At 57.0% G+C, this 16933-nt stretch carries 20 protein-coding genes; 7 read left to right on the top strand and 13 right to left on the bottom strand.

The genetic code is table 11. The features are described 5' to 3' along the window. Positions 1-17: 17 nt before the first annotated feature. The 7 genes from IT895_RS08105 to IT895_RS08075 form a co-directional block, all read right to left on the bottom strand. Complete coding sequence (locus tag IT895_RS08105) at positions 18-494, bottom strand: OsmC family protein (protein ID WP_199285230.1); 477 nt, start codon at positions 492-494, stop codon at positions 18-20. Between the two features lie 67 nt (positions 495-561). After that, positions 562-981, bottom strand: coding sequence for a GFA family protein (locus IT895_RS08100; RefSeq protein ID WP_199285229.1), 420 nt, complete (start codon positions 979-981; stop codon positions 562-564). 76 nt (positions 982-1057) lie between these two features. Beyond that, a complete protein-coding gene (locus tag IT895_RS08095) occupies positions 1058-1600 on the bottom strand; it encodes a macro domain-containing protein (protein WP_199285228.1) in 543 nt (180 codons plus the stop codon). A gap of 206 nt (positions 1601-1806) precedes the next feature. Continuing rightward, positions 1807-2070, bottom strand: coding sequence for a Txe/YoeB family addiction module toxin (locus IT895_RS08090; protein WP_199285227.1), 264 nt, complete (start codon positions 2068-2070; stop codon positions 1807-1809). Beyond that, positions 2067-2309 carry a type II toxin-antitoxin system Phd/YefM family antitoxin gene (locus IT895_RS08085; protein WP_199285226.1) on the bottom strand — a complete coding sequence of 81 codons (243 nt, stop codon included), beginning with the start codon at positions 2307-2309 and terminating at the stop codon, positions 2067-2069. The genes IT895_RS08090 and IT895_RS08085 overlap by 4 nt, the downstream gene beginning before the upstream one ends. Positions 2310-2462: 153 nt before the next feature. Continuing rightward, complete coding sequence (locus IT895_RS08080) at positions 2463-3074, bottom strand: hypothetical protein (RefSeq protein ID WP_199285225.1); 612 nt, start codon at positions 3072-3074, stop codon at positions 2463-2465. 88 nt (positions 3075-3162) lie between these two features. Beyond that, on the bottom strand, positions 3163-3753 hold the full coding sequence (locus tag IT895_RS08075) for a hypothetical protein (protein ID WP_199285224.1): 591 nt from the start codon (positions 3751-3753) through the stop codon (positions 3163-3165). A 539-nt stretch (positions 3754-4292) separates the two neighbouring features. Here IT895_RS08075 and IT895_RS08070 point away from each other — a divergent pair. Further along, complete coding sequence (locus tag IT895_RS08070; RefSeq protein WP_199285223.1) at positions 4293-5606, top strand: hypothetical protein; 1314 nt, start codon at positions 4293-4295, stop codon at positions 5604-5606. Positions 5607-5613: 7 nt separating this feature from the next. Here the strand turns inward: IT895_RS08070 and IT895_RS08065 are convergent, their stop codons facing one another. Then, a complete protein-coding gene (locus IT895_RS08065) occupies positions 5614-6135 on the bottom strand; it encodes a zinc ribbon-containing protein (RefSeq protein ID WP_199285222.1) in 522 nt (173 codons plus the stop codon). Between the two features lie 161 nt (positions 6136-6296). On the opposite strand from IT895_RS08065, the gene leuS reads away from it, so the two are divergent. The 5 genes from leuS to IT895_RS08040 all read left to right on the top strand — a co-directional run bounded on the left by leuS (position 6297) and on the right by IT895_RS08040 (position 11967). Beyond that, positions 6297-8882, top strand: a complete 2586-nt coding sequence (leuS, locus tag IT895_RS08060) for a leucine--tRNA ligase (RefSeq protein ID WP_199285221.1) — start codon at positions 6297-6299, stop codon at positions 8880-8882. Further along, on the top strand, positions 8879-9373 hold the full coding sequence (locus IT895_RS08055) for a twin-arginine translocation signal domain-containing protein (protein WP_199285220.1): 495 nt from the start codon (positions 8879-8881) through the stop codon (positions 9371-9373). The genes leuS and IT895_RS08055 overlap by 4 nt, the downstream gene beginning before the upstream one ends. Beyond that, positions 9370-10437 (top strand): DNA polymerase III subunit delta, encoded by a 1068-nt coding sequence (gene holA, locus IT895_RS08050; protein ID WP_085919296.1) that lies wholly within the window; start codon positions 9370-9372, stop codon positions 10435-10437. Before IT895_RS08055 ends, holA begins: the two co-directional genes overlap by 4 nt. 171 nt (positions 10438-10608) lie before the next feature. Beyond that, positions 10609-11004, top strand: a complete 396-nt coding sequence (locus IT895_RS08045) for a PA2779 family protein (RefSeq protein WP_085919295.1) — start codon at positions 10609-10611, stop codon at positions 11002-11004. Between the two features lie 18 nt (positions 11005-11022). Further along, the gene (locus IT895_RS08040) at positions 11023-11967 is read left to right on the top strand and encodes a PA2778 family cysteine peptidase (RefSeq protein WP_233337399.1); all 945 of its coding nucleotides are present in this window, start codon (positions 11023-11025) and stop codon (positions 11965-11967) included. A gap of 71 nt (positions 11968-12038) precedes the next feature. On the opposite strand, the gene ltrA is transcribed toward IT895_RS08040, so the two are convergent. Further along, positions 12039-13427 (bottom strand): group II intron reverse transcriptase/maturase, encoded by a 1389-nt coding sequence (gene ltrA, locus IT895_RS08035; protein WP_199283554.1) that lies wholly within the window; start codon positions 13425-13427, stop codon positions 12039-12041. Between ltrA and IT895_RS08030 the strand changes: the two genes are divergently transcribed. Continuing rightward, positions 13426-13662: a hypothetical protein gene (locus IT895_RS08030; protein WP_199283555.1), complete on the top strand. Its 237-nt coding sequence runs from the start codon at positions 13426-13428 to the stop codon at positions 13660-13662. The two genes, ltrA and IT895_RS08030, sit on opposite strands and share 2 nt — an antisense overlap. Positions 13663-13954: 292 nt before the next feature. Here the strand turns inward: IT895_RS08030 and nqrM are convergent, their stop codons facing one another. From nqrM to IT895_RS08010, 4 genes are all read right to left on the bottom strand, one after another. Next, a complete protein-coding gene (gene nqrM / locus IT895_RS08025) occupies positions 13955-14209 on the bottom strand; it encodes a (Na+)-NQR maturation NqrM (RefSeq protein ID WP_066315197.1) in 255 nt (84 codons plus the stop codon). A gap of 129 nt (positions 14210-14338) precedes the next feature. Continuing rightward, complete coding sequence (nqrF, locus tag IT895_RS08020) at positions 14339-15571, bottom strand: NADH:ubiquinone reductase (Na(+)-transporting) subunit F (protein ID WP_085919293.1); 1233 nt, start codon at positions 15569-15571, stop codon at positions 14339-14341. Positions 15572-15644: 73 nt separating this feature from the next. Next, on the bottom strand, positions 15645-16262 hold the full coding sequence (gene nqrE, locus IT895_RS08015; RefSeq protein ID WP_085919292.1) for an NADH:ubiquinone reductase (Na(+)-transporting) subunit E: 618 nt from the start codon (positions 16260-16262) through the stop codon (positions 15645-15647). Between the two features lies 1 nt (position 16263). Next, positions 16264-16932: an NADH:ubiquinone reductase (Na(+)-transporting) subunit D gene (locus tag IT895_RS08010; protein ID WP_085919291.1), complete on the bottom strand. Its 669-nt coding sequence runs from the start codon at positions 16930-16932 to the stop codon at positions 16264-16266. Position 16933 lies beyond the last annotated feature (1 nt).

Genomic DNA, 16933 nt, shown 5'->3' with positions numbered 1-16933 from the left:
CTTGTCAGGCACGTCGATTACCCGGTGAGAATCTCAGGCTCACATCCAACGTCAAAATTGACAGAATTGGCAATAAAGCAGAACGAATGTGCTTTATCGTGCAGGGATGTCGCCAGTTCGCTGTCGTCAGCCGCCCCGATTCGGATGCGTGGCTTCAGCGTTACGCCCTCGAAATAGCCACTGCAATTGGTCGTCTCGATCATTCGACCCGTGGCGTTGTCTGTGTACTCCGTTACCGTAATGCCAGCGTTGGCGCACAGATGCAGGTACCAGAGCATATGGCATGCCGAGAGTGAGCTTAACAATAGCTCTTCCGGGTTATAACGGGACGAGTCGCCCAGGAAGGCGGGATCTGCCGATCCGAAGATTGTCGGTTTGCTGGCGCACGTTATCTCGTGGTCACGCGAGAAGGCGCGGTAATGTTTGGTACCCTCGCCTGAATTCCCCGTCCAGACAACGGTAGCGGCATAATCGTGCCGACCTTTTTCTGACATTGATGCTTCCCTCTTCAGAAATGACCCGCCTCATCGCTTACATGGAGACGCGCCCGCCGATTGCCCTTTATCCACCGTACTGGGCGAACACTTCTTCGCCGGTCAGCTGCTTGGTTTTTTCTGCCAACGAATAGTAGCGCGGCTTTTGGTCGATGAATATTTGCTCGGTTATTTGCCAATCATCCGAGCCATCAAGCAGCCCAACGGGAAGCGCGTAATGACCCTCTTGCTTTAAGCGATAGAAGAGATGAGTGCCACACTGCTGGCAGAAACCACGCTCGGCCCATTCTGAGGAACTAAAGATGGAAATATGCTCTGTGCCTTGGAAGTCCACATCACCCGCAAACTCGACCGCAAACATCGGGCCGCCACCCCACTTTCGACACATTGAGCAGTGACAAACGCCGACATGGTGGCTGTTGGTGGTCACGGTGACGCTGACCATACCGCACAGGCAGGCCCCCTGACGCTGTGTGGTAGATGCCATCTTGATCTCCTTCCGTTGTGCTTACATCGACTCTGATGCCCACGCTGTGCCTCATGTGAGGGAATAAACACAGCTGCTAGCCCGCTGGATCAACGGTCAAGCGTTGAGCCAATGCGTCGTGGAGTGTTTGACGGGCCGCTTCATCAAATAATACAAAGCGGATCAGGCGCACTTTGTGCAAGGTGGGCAGGATGGCTTCAAGGGTCGTCGCGCACACCTGTGCGGCCTGCTCCGCCGGGTAGCCAAAGGCACCGGTGGAGAGCGCTGGAAAGGCCAGCCGCTCAATGCCGTGCTCGTCAGCAAGTGTCAGCGCATTACGGTAGCAGTCTGCCAGCAGCTGATCCTCGGGCTTGTCCACGCCATACACCGGGCCCAGACAATGAATCACCCAAGAATTAGGCAGATCATGACCGCCAGTAAGTACCGCTTGGCCAGGGGCGATAGGCGCCATCGGCCGCCCCTCTTCCGCCAAGCCTGGCCCGGCAGCGCGGTGAAGCGCCCCGGCGACGCCACCGCCGGTTCTCAATTGCGCATTAGCCGCATTGACCACGGCATCGACATCGGGCTGTTGGGCAATATCGTCCACCACGCACTGCACGCTGATGCGATTGTCGCTCATAGGCTCCTCCGTCTATTGCCACGTATCAGGCAGACTCTAGTGTTGCTGAACCTTGGTGACTGCGGCAAATACTGAAAGTGTAGACTGAAAAAGCGCTTGGGTTCATGCATTGCCCTCAGTGATCGCACTGGCTTCGCGCATCTCATTAATCGTAGCGCCAGCATTGTTCCTCTCTCTGGCATCGGGCAACAGCGGCTGGTTATGAATTATTCGTAGTGGCTCCAGAGCCTCAGAACTTTTACCACCCGTTCCTCTTCCAATACTTGGTAGACCAGACGATGCTGAATATTGATTCGACGCGAACAGGCCCCCGCGAGATCCCCTAAGAGTTTCTCGAACGGAGGCGGCTTGCGGTAAGGGTCCTCTGAAATCAGCGCCAACAATTCCTGGGCATTTGGTTGGAGGCCGCTGGAGGCCAGTTTCTTTGCATCTTTCTGGGCTTGCTGGGTGTAAACCAACTTCCATGTCACCAGTCCAGCTCCTCATCACATTCATTCACGGCGGTGTCCATCCCCTCGCGAATAGACTCACGCATACCCGGTACGGAGAGCAGGTAAAGTGTCTCCTGAATGGCCGACCAATCTTCCTCGGATACCAAAACCGCTTTGTTCCGCTTACCCATAATGACGATTGGCTGGTGGGACTCGGCGGTCTCGTCAATCAACCGATAAAGGTTGCTGCGCGCCTCAGTTGCTGTGATTCCGGTCATGACGCACCTCTTACGTATTCAACTTTACACTAGTGTACGCTTTTGTGTACGTACGTCAAAGCGAACGCCCTAGCATAACGCTGAAGCTCAGTTGCCGCCCGAAGCGCGCCAGCACTTTGGGCGGTCAGCTGCAGCGACTTGTTGGGTTGCATACTACAGCTCGACATGGTTACGAACTGTTACCCCCGGCAATAACGGTTCTGATCTTCGCTTAAACCCGTTAGCCTCCAGTATCGCATTCCTGATTTGGAGTGGACTCTGCTGCCAGATAATGCACGCTTGCTGAAGTCGAGGCCCTTGGATTGTTGAAGCAGCTTCGAAACCTTGCAGCCGCTTAAACACTGCCAATGTTTTTTCGCTCAAGTAATAAAATTCTTCATAAAGCTGCCCATGCCTGAGCGCGTGTTCCAAAAGATCTCCGTACAGCCCCGCCATAATCTCAATTTTTTCACCACCTTGAGCGTCCATCGGCTGAAACATATCAGGCCGGCCGTTAAATCCACTATGGACTTCACTGTGACACGGCCCACATAGCGAGATACCGTTGCCTGTTTCAAATTCGGCGCTTTCGAGGAATGTTTTACGACAGATATGGTGAGCCGCAACGCGTTCGGCTGCTGAACATAAGACGCATGCGCCTCCGTCGCGCAATCTGACAAATTTACTCCAGTGTCTGAGGAGTGTTTTTCTAGAGGACTTACGCTTCAGGCTAGCGTCTAGGTGGAGATAGCAATTACGTAGTTCTTCGAAGCGCAAGTGATCCATACAATTTCCTGCTTAGGTCCAACGCCCGCCATCACCGGTGACAAAACCGGAGCAAAGCGTAGGTTTTGGCATCCGGTGGATGGCCTGGTTAGGATTTGTTGGACCGTTTTCGGAATTCGTCATAGTAGTAGGATGCCTTTTCAGGGTCGCCCAGTGCGATCTCAAGCATTAGCTGCAACGTCAGGAGAGGCCCTGGAATAATTCCGTCTTCATCGATCTCAGCATCTCGGAAGCCTGGGTTGATAGCGAGTTCGAAGTTTACAATCCACCAAACCTCAATTTTTCTTAGCAGAGCCACCATCCGCTCGAACTGCTGAGCAAAATTAACAGAGTTTTCTCCTCCAAGAAGGTTGGGCATTTCGTGAGCAACTTCGTTTCTAGACTCACGGATTTCGTCAAATGCTTCAATGTCCTCTGCAGTTATTGCTTCGTGCTCTTTCAGCCATTCGAGAGACGCTCTGACCTTGCTTTTATGTCTGTATTTAACCTCGGTTTCATACTCTGGCGAGAGAATATGGCCCTGCGGCCCAAAACCATCGGTGAAGAAAGTTTCAATCCGCTCAATGATTGAGTCCTTGAGAATCTCGAAAGCCGCAAGATATATCGAAGCGGATATCAGTTTGGTTCTGAGGATCTTAGGATTGAGAAAATCCTCCCACCTCCTAGATGACTCACTCATGGAAAATCCTAACAGCCCTTTTCTATAGCCCGCCACATAACATCAATAACCGCGCAGGCACGTTTATTGATGTTATGTGTCCACCCACTTTCCTATAAACTACTGTTTTATATATTCTTTACAGAAGAAGTGGCAGCATATCCAAAATTCGCGTGCCCGCTCGTTTTTGCTCTGTTCAATCATACTCTATTCATAAATTTGGCTTAGGTCACGTGCCGCGCGTAAAAATTTACCGGGCGCTACTTGCAGCGGCGTGCCTGAAGATAGTGCTTGGTAATATGCATTTTTTTAGATGTAGGGATGGGCTTATGCTCGTCTACGAACACGGCTGGTGTTGTGGCCTTATCAATCGCCCGACAAGTCGAGCTCCTACATTGGTGGGGTGCTTTTAGGGGGTTACGTTGCGCGTTGAATTTCTGTGCATTTTTATGGGTGCCTTTACCGAGCCCAGAAATTTTGCGGCCCTTACAGATCGGTTCGGGGCTGGCCTTCCGTTGCAAACCCGATTAGCCTGCTAACTCAACCAGTAAGGGATTGAGATGCAAGAGACGACTTCTCGGCAGCGCTTGGCGGGCGTGCTGATTTTGCTTGGTTTGGTAGTGCAAATAGTGGGGTTTAGCGGGTGGGCGGCGACCACGCAGGCGGTGAGCTATGTGCTGTGGGCGGCGGTATTGTTGCTGTGGCGGGATATTCCCAGGCGTTCGCGGATCCAGGCGGGGGTGTTGATTGGCCTCGGCGCGGGCATGCTGTTGGTGGCGCGGTTTGTTTATGGCGTTGAGGTTGATTGGCCTGCCATGTTGCAGGGTAATGTGTTCGTGGTGGCCATGCTGGTGGGTGTCAGTTTTATCACGCTGATTGGCAAGCAAGGCAGCAAAGGTGCCTCGGGGAGTCGGGTGACCGGTGCGGGTGGCGTGCTGCGCACCTGGTTGGGCGTGCATTTCCTGGGCACGATCTTGAATCTTTCCACCGTGCTGATGGTTGGCGACAAGCTGGCGAGGCGCGGGCCGCTGACAATGCCGCAGTTGTTGGCACTTAACCGTGGGCTTTCCAGCGCCGCGCTGTGGTCGCCGTTTTTTGCCTCGATGGGCCTGGTGATCTCGCTGGTGCCCGACGTCGAGTACGCGCACATTGCCCTGGCGGGCTTTCCCCTGGCGATGATGGCGGGGTTGTTCACGACGCTGGAGCTTAGACGGCGATTTGACCTGCGCGAGGTGGATGGCTATTCGCTGGCACCGCGTAGCCTGCTGATGCCGGTGGGCATGGCGGCGCTGGTGATGCTGTTTCACTTCTGGCTGACGCCGTCGCTGACCATTGTCAGCATTATTACCTTCCTGCTGCCAGCCGTTGCCGTGCTGAGCAACCTGCGCGAGGGGCCGCGTTTTACCCTGCGGAGAGTCCGCCAGCATACCCTCAGCCGCTTGCCTGCCATGCGCGGCGAGGTGTCGCTGTTCCTGGCGGCGGGGTTATTGACCCTGGGGCTTTCCACCCTGGTATCGGCCGCGGCGGGTAGCGACTGGACCCTGTTTGCCGACTTTGGCACACCCCAGGCGATGATCAGCTTCGCCGCCATTTCGCTGAGCGCACTGGCCGGGCTGCACCCGATTATCGGCGTGTCGGTTTTGGCCTCGATACTCAACCTGGAAGGCGGTGAGCAAACGCTGTTTGCCTTTGTGGCATTAAGCTCGTGGGCGGTGGGCACCAGCGTGGGGCCGCTGTCGGGCATCAACCTGTCCCTTCAGGGCCGCTACGGGGTGAGTGGCTACCGGATGATGACCAACAACCTGCTGTACGCGGCTGTCCTGAGCCTGCTCTCGCTGGGGGCGATCGCAGGCGTCAGTTTGATCGTCGGCTAGCGATGTATCAGGTCTCGACGATTTTGCCGGGAAAACGGTAAAAGTAGCGATGGCCGCACTGGTGGCAAGGCTCCAGCCGCGAGACGCTGTGAAGCATCACCTGGGCATCGCAGTGCACGCAGGCCATCAGGCCGGGAGCGGCCATCTCGCCTTCGCAGTAATCGGCGCGGGCGGCTTCCAGGTCATCGTCAAAGCGCTCACGCTCGACGATGCTGCGGTCGGCAATCGAAAGCAGCGATTCCGCCACGCGGCGGGTAAGGTGGTCAATATCGATGCCCAACCAGCTGGCCACCTGCTTGCCGGTATCCGACATGTAGTGGCGCATGTCTTTCAGGTCACGCTCTACCCAGGCCCGCAGCAAAGCCAGTTCGTCCTTGGTGTACTCTTCCAGCTCCGCTTCAAACTCAACGGCGTCGTCCAGGTCCTTTTGCAGATTTTCCCAGGTCAGCTCGTCAGCGCCGTCCTGCATCCGTTCCAGCAAACGCTCGTAGCCTTCGCGTAGGCGATGGTCGTTGTGTTGTTCACTCATGGTCCCTCTCCTTTTGTCGACGCGCGGTGTGACCTATCATGGCCTAGCCGTTCAAGGATACACCTGCATAGGATACAATCGTCGCCACTAATCTGACAGTCGTCATCTAACATTCACTTTGCGCCCAACTTGGGCGATACGCCAAGGCATTAAATAAACCGATGGACGCACAATACAGCCCTCGTGAAATTGAACGCGACGCCCAACAATATTGGGATCAACATCAATGCTTTAAAGCGGTAGAGGACGCGAACCGCGAAAAGTTTTACTGCCTTTCGATGTTCCCCTACCCCAGCGGCAAGCTGCACATGGGCCACGTGCGTAACTACACTATCGGCGACGTGGTGTCCCGCTTCCAGCGCATGCAGGGCAAGAATGTCATGCAGCCCATGGGTTGGGATGCGTTCGGCATGCCGGCGGAAAACGCCGCGATTCAAAATCAGGTGCCGCCCGCCAAGTGGACGTACCAGAACATCGACTACATGCGCAACCAGTTGAAAGCCCTTGGCTTTGCCTACGACTGGAGCCGCGAATTCGCTACCTGCGATACCAGTTATTACCGCTGGGAGCAGTGGTTCTTCACCAAGCTGGTGGAAAAGGGGCTGGTGTACAAGAAGATGTCCACGGTCAACTGGGACCCGGTCGACCAGACCGTTCTGGCCAACGAGCAGGTCATTGAAGGCCGCGGCTGGCGTTCCGGCGCGCTGGTCGAGCGCAAGGAAATCCCGCTGTGGTTTTTGAAGATCACCGACTACGCCGATGAGCTGCTGGCGGATCTCGACAACGTCGAGTGGCCCGAGCAGGTCAAGACCATGCAGCGCAACTGGATCGGCAAGTCCCAGGGCGTCGAGCTGTCTTTTGACATCAAGGCCCCCGACGGCTCGAGCGGTGAGCCGCTTTCGGTGTACACCACGCGCCCGGACACGCTGTTCGGCGTTACCTATATGGCCGTTGCCGCCGATCATCCGCTCGCCAAACAGGCCGCTGAAGGCAATGCCGAGCTGCAGGCCTTCCGCGAGGAGTGCGCCCGGGGCGGCACCTCGGAAGCCGAAATGGCCACCAAGGAGAAAAAAGGCCTGCCCACGGGCTTCAAGGCCATTCATCCGCTTACCGGTAACGAAGTGCCCGTCTTTGTGGCCAACTTCGTGCTGATGGAGTTCGGCACCGGGGCCGTCATGGCCGTACCTGCCCACGACCAGCGCGACTGGGAGTTCGCCACCAAGTACGGCATCGAGATCAAGCCGGTGATTGCCGATGAAAACGGCAACACACCCGACCTTTCCCAGGGCGCGTATGCCGAACACGGTATGCTGATCAACTCTGGCGAGTTCAACGGGCTGGGCTTTGAGGACGGCTTTGATGCAATCGCCGCCAAGCTCGCCGAGATGGGCCGCGGCGAGGTCAAGACCAACTACCGCCTGCGCGACTGGGGGGTGGCCCGCCAGCGCTACTGGGGTGCGCCGATTCCGGTCAAATACGGCCCTGAAGGCCAGACCGTGCCGCTTACCGATGACCAGTTGCCGGTCGAACTGCCGATGGAAGTCACCGTCGACGCCTCGGGGTCACCGCTCAAGAAGATGCCCGAGTTTTCTGACCTGGGCGACGGCTGGACCCGGGAGACCGACACCTTCGACACCTTCATGGAGTCTTCGTGGTATTTCGCGCGCTTCTGCTGCGCCGACAACCATGAGGCCATGCTTGATGAGCGCGCCAACTACTGGCTGCCGGTCGACCTTTACATCGGCGGGATCGAGCACGCCATCCTGCACCTGCTCTACGCCCGCTTCTTCCATAAGCTGATGCGTGACTTTGGCCTGGTGGATTCCGATGAGCCCTTCCAGCAGCTGCTGACCCAGGGCATGGTGATTGCGGAAACCTACTACCGCACCACCGAGAACGGCGGCAAGGAGTGGTTCAACCCTGCCGATGTCGAGGTCAAGCGCGATGAGAAAGGCCGCCCGCTGAGTGCGGTACTGATGAGCGATGGCCAGCCGGTGGAAATGGGCGGCATCGAGAAGATGTCCAAGTCGAAGAACAACGGCGTTGACCCGCAGTCGATGATCGACAAGTTCGGCGCCGACACCGTTCGCCTGTTCATGATGTTTGCCGCGCCCCCCGAACAGTCACTGGAGTGGTCGGATTCCGGCGTGGAAGGCGCCCACCGCTTCCTGAAGCGCATGTGGCGGCAGGTTCACGAGCACCTTGAAGCCGGTTCGCCGGGCAAACTGGACTTGGCCGCGCTGGATGACGACCAGAATGCACTGCGCCGCAAAACCCATGAAACCATCAAGAAAGCCAGCGACGACATTGGCCGCCGGACGACCTTCAACACCGCCATTGCCGCGGTGATGGAGCTTTCCAACGCCCTGGCCCGCTTCGATGACGACTCCGCCCAGGGGCTTGCGGTGAGCCGTGAGGCACTGGAAGCCTGCGTATTGCTGCTGGCACCGATCACGCCGCACCTTTGCCATCGCCTGTGGCAGCAATTGGGCCATACGACCCCGGCGATTGAAACGCCCTGGCCTGCCGTCGACGAAGCGGCGCTCACCCGCGATACCATTGAGCTTGTGGTCCAGGTTAACGGCAAATTGCGGGCCCGTATGGAAGCCCCGGCCAGCGCCGACAAAGCTGCCATTGAGCAGTTGGCAATGGAAAACGACAACGTCCAGCGTCACCTGGAAGACAAGACGGTGCGTAAAGTCATCGTGGTACCGGGCAAGCTGGTCAACATAGTGGTGAGCGGATGAATCGACGGACTTTTTTAGCCACCAGCATGGCCGCCTCAGCGGCCGTGCTCCTCAGCGCGTGCGGTTTTCGACTGCGCGGTGCGGGTTCAATGCCCAGCCTGCCGCCGCTGGCCCTTGAAGGCGATACCAATAGCGACCTGGCTCTCCAGCTCATCGACCGTTTGGAGCAGCAAGGCACTGCCATCACGGATAGCGGCCAATGGCGCGTGACGCTGGGATCGCCGACGTTGGACGAACGGCGCCTGGGCGGCGAAGTTCGCGGTAGCCGAGACCACGAGCTGACCCTTAACATTACGCTGTCTGTTCAACGCCGCGAGGACAACGCCTACCTGCTCAACGGTGAGACGCTGTCGACCAGTACCCGCATTCGCATCAATGATAATGACCTGCTCAACCGCGAGGACCTGTTCAGCGAAGCCGAGCAAAGCCTCAATCGTGAATTGACGCAGCGCATTATCGAACGTCTCAGCGCCCTGAATAACGCCTCGTGAAAGTCTTTGCCGATCAACTGCCCGCCGCCCTGGCCAAGTCGCTGCCCAAGGTCGTGATTGTGGCCGGCGATGAGCCGCTTCAGCACCGCGATGCCTGCGATGCTGTAAGAGCCGCGGCCCGCCAGGCGGGTATCGAGGAGCGCGAAGTCCTGGATGTCGAGCCCAACTTTGCCTGGGGGCGGCTGCTTGAAGTGGCCAGCAACCTGTCGCTGTTCGCCACCAACAAGCTGCTTGAACTGCGTTTGGGCCAGCACAAGCTGGGGCAGGAAGGTAGTAAGGCGTTGGCCGAATACGCCCAGCATCTGGACAATAACGATGACCTGCTGTTGATCAGTATGGGCAAGCTTGATGCCAAGCAGCAAAAAAGTGCCTGGTTCAAGGCGCTCGATAAGCATGGTCTGTTTGTCCCGGTATGGCCGGTTGATGTCTCGCGGCTGGGTTACTTTCTGCGCGACCGTGCCTCACTTCACGGCTTGCAGATCGACCTGGACGCCGCTCGCCTGCTGGGTGAACGTACCGAAGGCAATCTGCTGGCGGCTGATCAGGCGATGCAGAAACTGGCCCTCATTCACCCCCAGGGTACCCGGCTTAGTGCGGAAAGCATTGCCCAGGGCGTGGAAGACAGCACCCGCTTTGATGTTTTCACCCTGGCCGACGCCTGTTTGAAAGGCGAACCCAGCCGCGTCTCGCGGATTATCACCGGGTTGCGTAGTGAGGGCGTGGAAGCGCCTATCGTCCTCTGGGCGCTAACCCGCGAGCTACGTACGCTGCTGTCGCTGCATCAACACATGGACCAGGGACAGAGCTTTGAGCACGCCTGTAAGGCTCAAAAGCCGATGATTTTCGACAAGCGCCGCCCGGGCTATCAAAAAGCCACTCAGCGGCTACCCATGAAGCGCTTACATAAGCTGCTGTTGATGGCCCAACGACTGGATCTCGCCGTTAAAGGGGCGTCACCGGTGCCGTTATGGCCCGGATTGCACGACCTGGCGATGACCATGGCCGGTGGGCGCGGGTTACTGGCTGAATCGGCCTGGACGTACCGCGTTGCCCCCAGCTTTTAGGCTTTTCCGGCTTCCTGCATTCAAGCACTATTGACCGAATAAGCAATAACCGTGAATTCTCGGTACCAAAGCGTGTACCCCGCTTAAAAAAAGGATGAATTCTTCCTATACTCATGTTTCAATCCGTTTGTGCTTGGCCCATCCCTATAAATATGTCTAAGGATCAAGACGATGAAAAAAATACGTGCCTATCTATCGACGCTGCTTATTGCCGCCCTGGTCATTACCAGCCTGCCCGTTGCGGCGGCACCGGCTTCTTCCTCAACGGACCTTGTCAGCACACAGTCCGTTCTCGCCAACGATAGTGCCCAGGCGGACCGTGAGCGGATCCATCAGCTACTTAACCGCGCCGACATCCAGGACGCACTTGTCAAACAAGGCGTTGACCTGGACGAGGTGGAAATGCGTGTTGCCGCTTTGAGCGATGCTGAAGCCCAGCAAATGGCCACCCAACTGGAAGAGCTGCCAGCTGGCGCCGGTGTCGTTGGCGCGCTGTTCGCGGTCTTTATTATTCTATTGGTCACTGACATTCTTGGCCTGACCGATGTTTATCCGTTTACGCGCTAACCCATGAAGCCTATCTTCATGAACGCTATGTATTGCTTTCAAAACGCCCGCCTCGCGGGCGTTTTCGTCTTGATGCTGTTACTCACGGCTTGCGCAAGCGCCCCGCAGCTACGCGATAGGACTGAGCAGCGCCTGCCCCGCCAAAGCGAGATCAGCGACGTTCCCTTTTACGCCCAGACCGAGTACCAGTGCGGCCCGGCAGCGCTGGCCATGGTACTGAATCACCAGGGGGTCGATACCGACGTCGAGACGCTGATACCCCAGGTATTTATTCCTGACCGCGAAGGTAGCGTCCAGCCGGAAATGCTGGCCACTGTGCGTCGCCATGAGCGTCTTGCTTATCCCATTCGCGGCAGCTTCGACGATCTGTTGGGGCACCTGGCCGCCGGTGACCCAGTCTTGGTCATGCAGAACCTGTCACTCGCGGCGTTTCCCATGTGGCATTACGCGGTGGCAATTGGCTACGACCTGGATGACGATACCCTGATACTGCGCAGTGGCGAAATCGAGCGGCATACCCTGTCTTTCAGCCGCTTTGATGCCACCTGGGCACGGACCGATCGCTGGGGATTTGTAGTGGCAAAGCCTGGCACTCTGCCGGAGGGCATTACCGCACGCAACGCGATCAATGCGATCAGCGCCTACGAGGAAGCACATGGCCCCGAAGCCACACTGGGTAGCTGGCAGGCAATGACAGAGCGTTACCCCAACAATGCGATTGGCCAGTTTGGCCTGGCGAATGCGTATTACGCCAACCAGCAGCCGGACAACGCGCTCAGCGCCTTCCAGGCAGCCACTCATCGTGATCCGCAAATGGGCGCAGCGTGGCTGAATATCGGGCTACTGCAGTTGCAGAGGGACCAGCCAGAGGCGGCGAGAGAAGCTCTCAGACAGGCGGCGTCCATCGAAGGCAGCTGGCAGGCCCGTGCCCAGGAAGTACTGGAAAATCAGTTGGGCAGGTAATCGAGTAGGAAGGGGAGTTACCTCCCCTGTCCTCTCACACCACCGGGCATACGGTTCCGTACCACGGCGGTTCATGAACAACGTTTGAGCCATCCTACCGTATCGAGTATCGAGATTAGGCCATGGTCATAAAAGCACTTCCTCGGCAGGGCCTGATTCATGTGCGATGCCCCGGCATTCCACCAGGGGCCTCGCCCATTACCCGCCGATTTCCAAGCTCGGTATGCGTCCAGACCTAGGCCTCGGAGTTTCCGCCGCCGGGTCGCTGGGCGCTTCCATTGCCGCCAGAGCAGGCCGCGTAAGCGGCGGCGTATCCATTGATCCAGCGCTTCCAGCGGGCGCTTTACATCAACGAGGCTGAAGTAGTTGGCCCATCCTCGTAGGACTGGCCTCAACCCTTCGATTACCCGTTGGATGTTACGCCCCCTGCCACGCTTCAGGATCTCCCGGACACGCTGCGTCATACGCTTCAGGCTGGTCTTGGCTAGCGTCAGTTTCGGCTGATTGTGCCGAGTGAGACTGTAGCCTAGATAGCCGCGTTTCCACGGCCGATCCACCGCACTTTTGCGGCGATTGACCGTCAGCCGGAGTGAACTCTCGAGATACTCACTCAAGCTGTCCATGACACGCTCGCCTGCTCGTCGACTTTTGACGTACACCTGAACGTCATCGGCGTAGCGACAGAAGCGGTGGCCTCGGCGTTCCAGCTCCTTGTCCAGATCGTCCAGCAGGATGTTCGCCAGCAGCGGGCTGAGGGGCCCACCTTGAGGCGCTCCTTGGCGTCTCGGTGTGGGCAGGCCGTGCTGGAATATGCCTGCCTCCAGGTAGCGGCGGATCAGGCGCAGCACGCATTTGTCGTCAACGCGTCGCGCCACCCGTGCCATCAGCAGGTCGTGGTTCACTCGGTCGAAGAAGGCTTCCAGGTCGAGATCGACCACCCAGCGGTGGCCGGCGGTAACGTGGGCCTTCATGGACGAGACGGCCTGCTTGGCGTTGCGTTTGGGGCGGTAGCCGTAACTCGACTCGGAGAACATCGGGTCGAAGATAGGCATGAGCACCTGCAGCAGCGCTTGCTGGATCAGTCGGTCTGTGACCGTAGGAATGCCGAGTTGCCGCTCGCCGCCTTTAGGCTTGGGGATCGTGGCCGCTCGGATTGGGCTTGGGTGATACTCGTCGGCCAGCAGCCGCTCGCGCAGCGTTGGCCAGTATTGCTTTAGGTGGTTGGCTAATTGATGCACTGTCATGCCATCGACACCCGGTGCCCCTTTGTTGGCAACCACCTTACGGTAAGCTCGCTCCATGTTCTCCGGGTCAACGACCCGTTCCATGAGCGAGGTTGGCTCCGCTTTCGTCCACGATAGCGACGCCGGGGTCGTCTCGACGCTCACCGGCTGGGGCTCAGGGTACTGCCCCTGCCCCTCTGGGTGAGTGACGGTGTTAGCGTCAGTTTCTGTCTTCATGATCGATCCTCGAGACGTTATCGCCTACTCGCGGTTCTTCATGTTCGGCCCTTGGTGCCGGAGTGAACCGGCACTTACTATGGCCTCTGCTGACGTCTGGTGGTCCATCCCGTCGCCTCTCGACGCCGGTAGCACCATGGCAGACCACCAGACCTCCCAGGGTAAGACGCGCGACCTTCCCGCTTATGCCTGTCGGATTTACGTCATGACGTTCCGTGCAAGTATCGGGCTTTAGTGATTAGTGCCACCTCACCCCGCCATAACGCCTCGTATCCGCTTCCTATTCGTCAGGCCAGCGTTTTGCCTCAGGCTGCCTTCAGATTCCCCCTCGCGGGAGACACCCTTGCCGTCGGCTAGCACTTCCCCTTGCCGGGCGTGCAGGGGACTTTCACCCCCAAGTCATCCTGAGGCACCACCCCCAGGAACAGCGCCAGTTAAGGCGCTGCGCGCCATGCCTGGCGCACACTGAAAACGCCGTGGCTAAGCCACGGCGTCTTGGAGAAATCATCAATCTTGTTTGACGGGAATTAACGACGAGAAGCGTTATAGCCTAGATCGGCGCCACGGCTTTCGTCGCTACGACGACGTGCGCTACCGCGTTTACGGTTCTCTTCCTCGCACACCTTGTCTTTACCGCCGCAGATATCGCAGCCGTCTTTCATGCCGATTTGATTCAAGCCGCCACAGGAACCCGCAATGGGCTTGCGTCCCATGATGACCCCCACGGCCATGACCGTCATCACAAGGGCCATGAATCCGAAAACCAGTAGCCAGATGGCCATAATTACCTCCTCTCACGATGGGGCTTACCAGTAGACAACAACAAGTCCCGTTAGTGCCTGATATTCCACAACGCGAAAATAAAGGGGGCCAGCCAATGGCCAGCCCCGCAATCGCCCTTGGGCATGCTATTAACCGCCGAAATCATCCAGCATGATGTTTTCCGGCTCAACCCCCAGATCAAGCAGTAGCTTGATGCAAGAGGCGTTCATCATGGGCGGCCCACACATGTAGTACTCACAATCTTCAGGCGCGGGGTGGTCCTTCAGATAGTTTTCATACAACACATTGTGAATGAAGCCCGTCGCTCCTTCCCAGTTATCTTCCGGCAGCGGGTCTGACAACGCCAGGTGCCATTCGAAGTTCGAGAATTCTTCAGCCAGTTGATCATACTCTTCATTGTAGAAGGTTTCACGCCATGAGCGCGCACCGTACCAGAATGAAATTTTACGATCGGTTTTCAACCGCTTGAGCTGGTCGAAGATATGGCTGCGCATCGGTGCCATACCGGCACCACCGCCGATAAAGATCATTTCGGCGTTGGTATCCTTGGCGAAGAACTCACCAAACGGCCCCATCACGGTAACCTTGTCACCCGGCTTCAAGCTGAAGACATAGGTGGACATCAAGCCCGGGGGATGGCTGGTGCCGGGAGGCGGCGTCGCGATACGGATGTTGAACTTGAGGATACCCTTCTCATCCGGGTAGTTCGCCATTGAATATGCACGAATGACTTCCTCGTTGTTCTTGTGGGAAACGTCGAACAAGCTGAACTTTTCCCAGTCACCACGGTATTCCTCTTCGATATCAAAATCAGAGAACTTGATATCGTACGGCGGCGCCACCAACTGCACGTAGCCACCGGCGCGGAAGGCAACTTCTTCGCCTTCCGGCAGCTTCAGGTTCAGCTCTTTGATAAAGGTGGCAACGTTGGGGTTATCGATAACCTCGCATTCCCACTTCTTGACGCCAAACACTTCCTCAGGCACTTCAATCTTCATGTCCTGCTTGACAGGCACCTGACAAGAAAGACGCCAGCCTTCCTTCTTCTCGCGCATGGTGAAGTGCGATTCTTCGGTCGGCAGGATAGAGCCGCCGCCTGTCTCTACACGGCACTTGCACTGGGCGCAGGAACCACCGCCGCCACATGCAGAGGAAAGGAAAATGCCGTTGGCGGCCAGGGTATTCAGTAGTTTGCCACCGGCCTGGGTCGTCAAGGTATGTTCAGGGTCATCGTTGACCTCAATGGTCACGTCCCCACTACTCACAAGCTTGCTTCGCGCTGCCAGAATGATCGCCGTTAAGCTGATAACGATGACCGTAAACATGACAACACCGAGCAAGATGACAGCTGTATCAACCATGTCGGTTTCCTATTGCTGAAGGGTTTTCTTTGCCCCGACGATGCGTATGCACCGTCGGGAAAACCGGCTCCGATTAAAGCTGAATACCTGAGAAGGACATAAAGCCCAACGACATCAGCCCTACGGTGATAAAGGTGATACCCAGGCCCTGCAAGCCCGCCGGTACATCGCTGTACTTGAGCTTTTCACGGATGCCTGCCAGGGCAGCGATCGCCAGCGCCCAGCCAGTACCGGCACCAAAGCCATAGACCACCGACTCACCAAAGTTATAGCTACGCTCGACCATGAACAGTACGCCACCGAGAATGGCGCAGTTCACCGTGATAAGCGGCAGGAAAACCCCCAGCGCGTTATAGAGCGTAGGCACGTACTTATCCAGGAACATTTCCATGATCTGGACGAGTGCTGCAATAACCCCGATATAGCTGAGCAGTCCGAGGAACGAAAGGTCGATGTTTTCAGCACCATTGATGCCGGTCCAGGTCAGTGCACCCTCCTGAAGCAGGAAGGTGTATACCAGGTTGTTGACCGGCACGGTGACGGTCAGTACGACAATAACGGCAATACCCAGGCCGATCGCGGAGGATACCTTTTTCGAGACGGCCAAAAAGGTACACATGCCGAGGAAGAAAGCCAACGCCATGTTTTCAACGAAGACCGACGCAACAAAAAGGCTTAGATAGTGTTCCATGTTACACGGCCTCCTTCGGTTGAGTATTTTCCTTCATCTTGAACTCGTTCTCCTCAACCTGCTCAGGATTGAGTGAACGCAGCACCCAGATCAGCAGGCCGATGATGAAGAATGCAGAAGGCGGAAGCAGCAGCAAGCCGTTGCCCACGTACCAGCCACCGTCCTGAACGGTCGGCAGTACGGTGAAGCCAAATACGCTGCCTGAGCCCAGCAGTTCACGGAAAAAGCCAACGACCATCAGTACAAAGCCGTAACCCAGACCGTTACCGATACCGTCAAGGAAGGACATGCCGGGCGTGTTGGACATCGCAAAGCCTTCTGCACGTCCCATGACGATGCAGTTGGTAATGATCAGACCGACGAACACCGACAGCTGTTTGGACATTTCATACGCATAGGCTTTCAGAACCTGATCCACCACGATAACCAGCGAGGCGATGATGGTCATCTGGACAATGATCCGTATTGAAGACGGAATATGATTCCTGATCAACGATACAAACAGATTGGAAAATGCCGTTACAAAAATAACCGCCAACGCCATTACCAGCGAAACACTCATGCTGGTCGTCACCGCCAGCGCCGAACAGATACCCAATATCTGCAGTGCGATGGGGTTGTTCTTGAAAATCGGCGCTGTTAAAACGCCTTTTGCATTTACGTCCGCCATG

Source organism: Halomonas sp. A40-4 (assembly GCF_015767635.1).
GTDB classification, from domain to species: domain Bacteria; phylum Pseudomonadota; class Gammaproteobacteria; order Pseudomonadales; family Halomonadaceae; genus Vreelandella; species Vreelandella janggokensis.
Note: the sequence above shows the minus strand (reverse complement) of the source record. Positions and strands in the feature narration are given on the sequence as shown.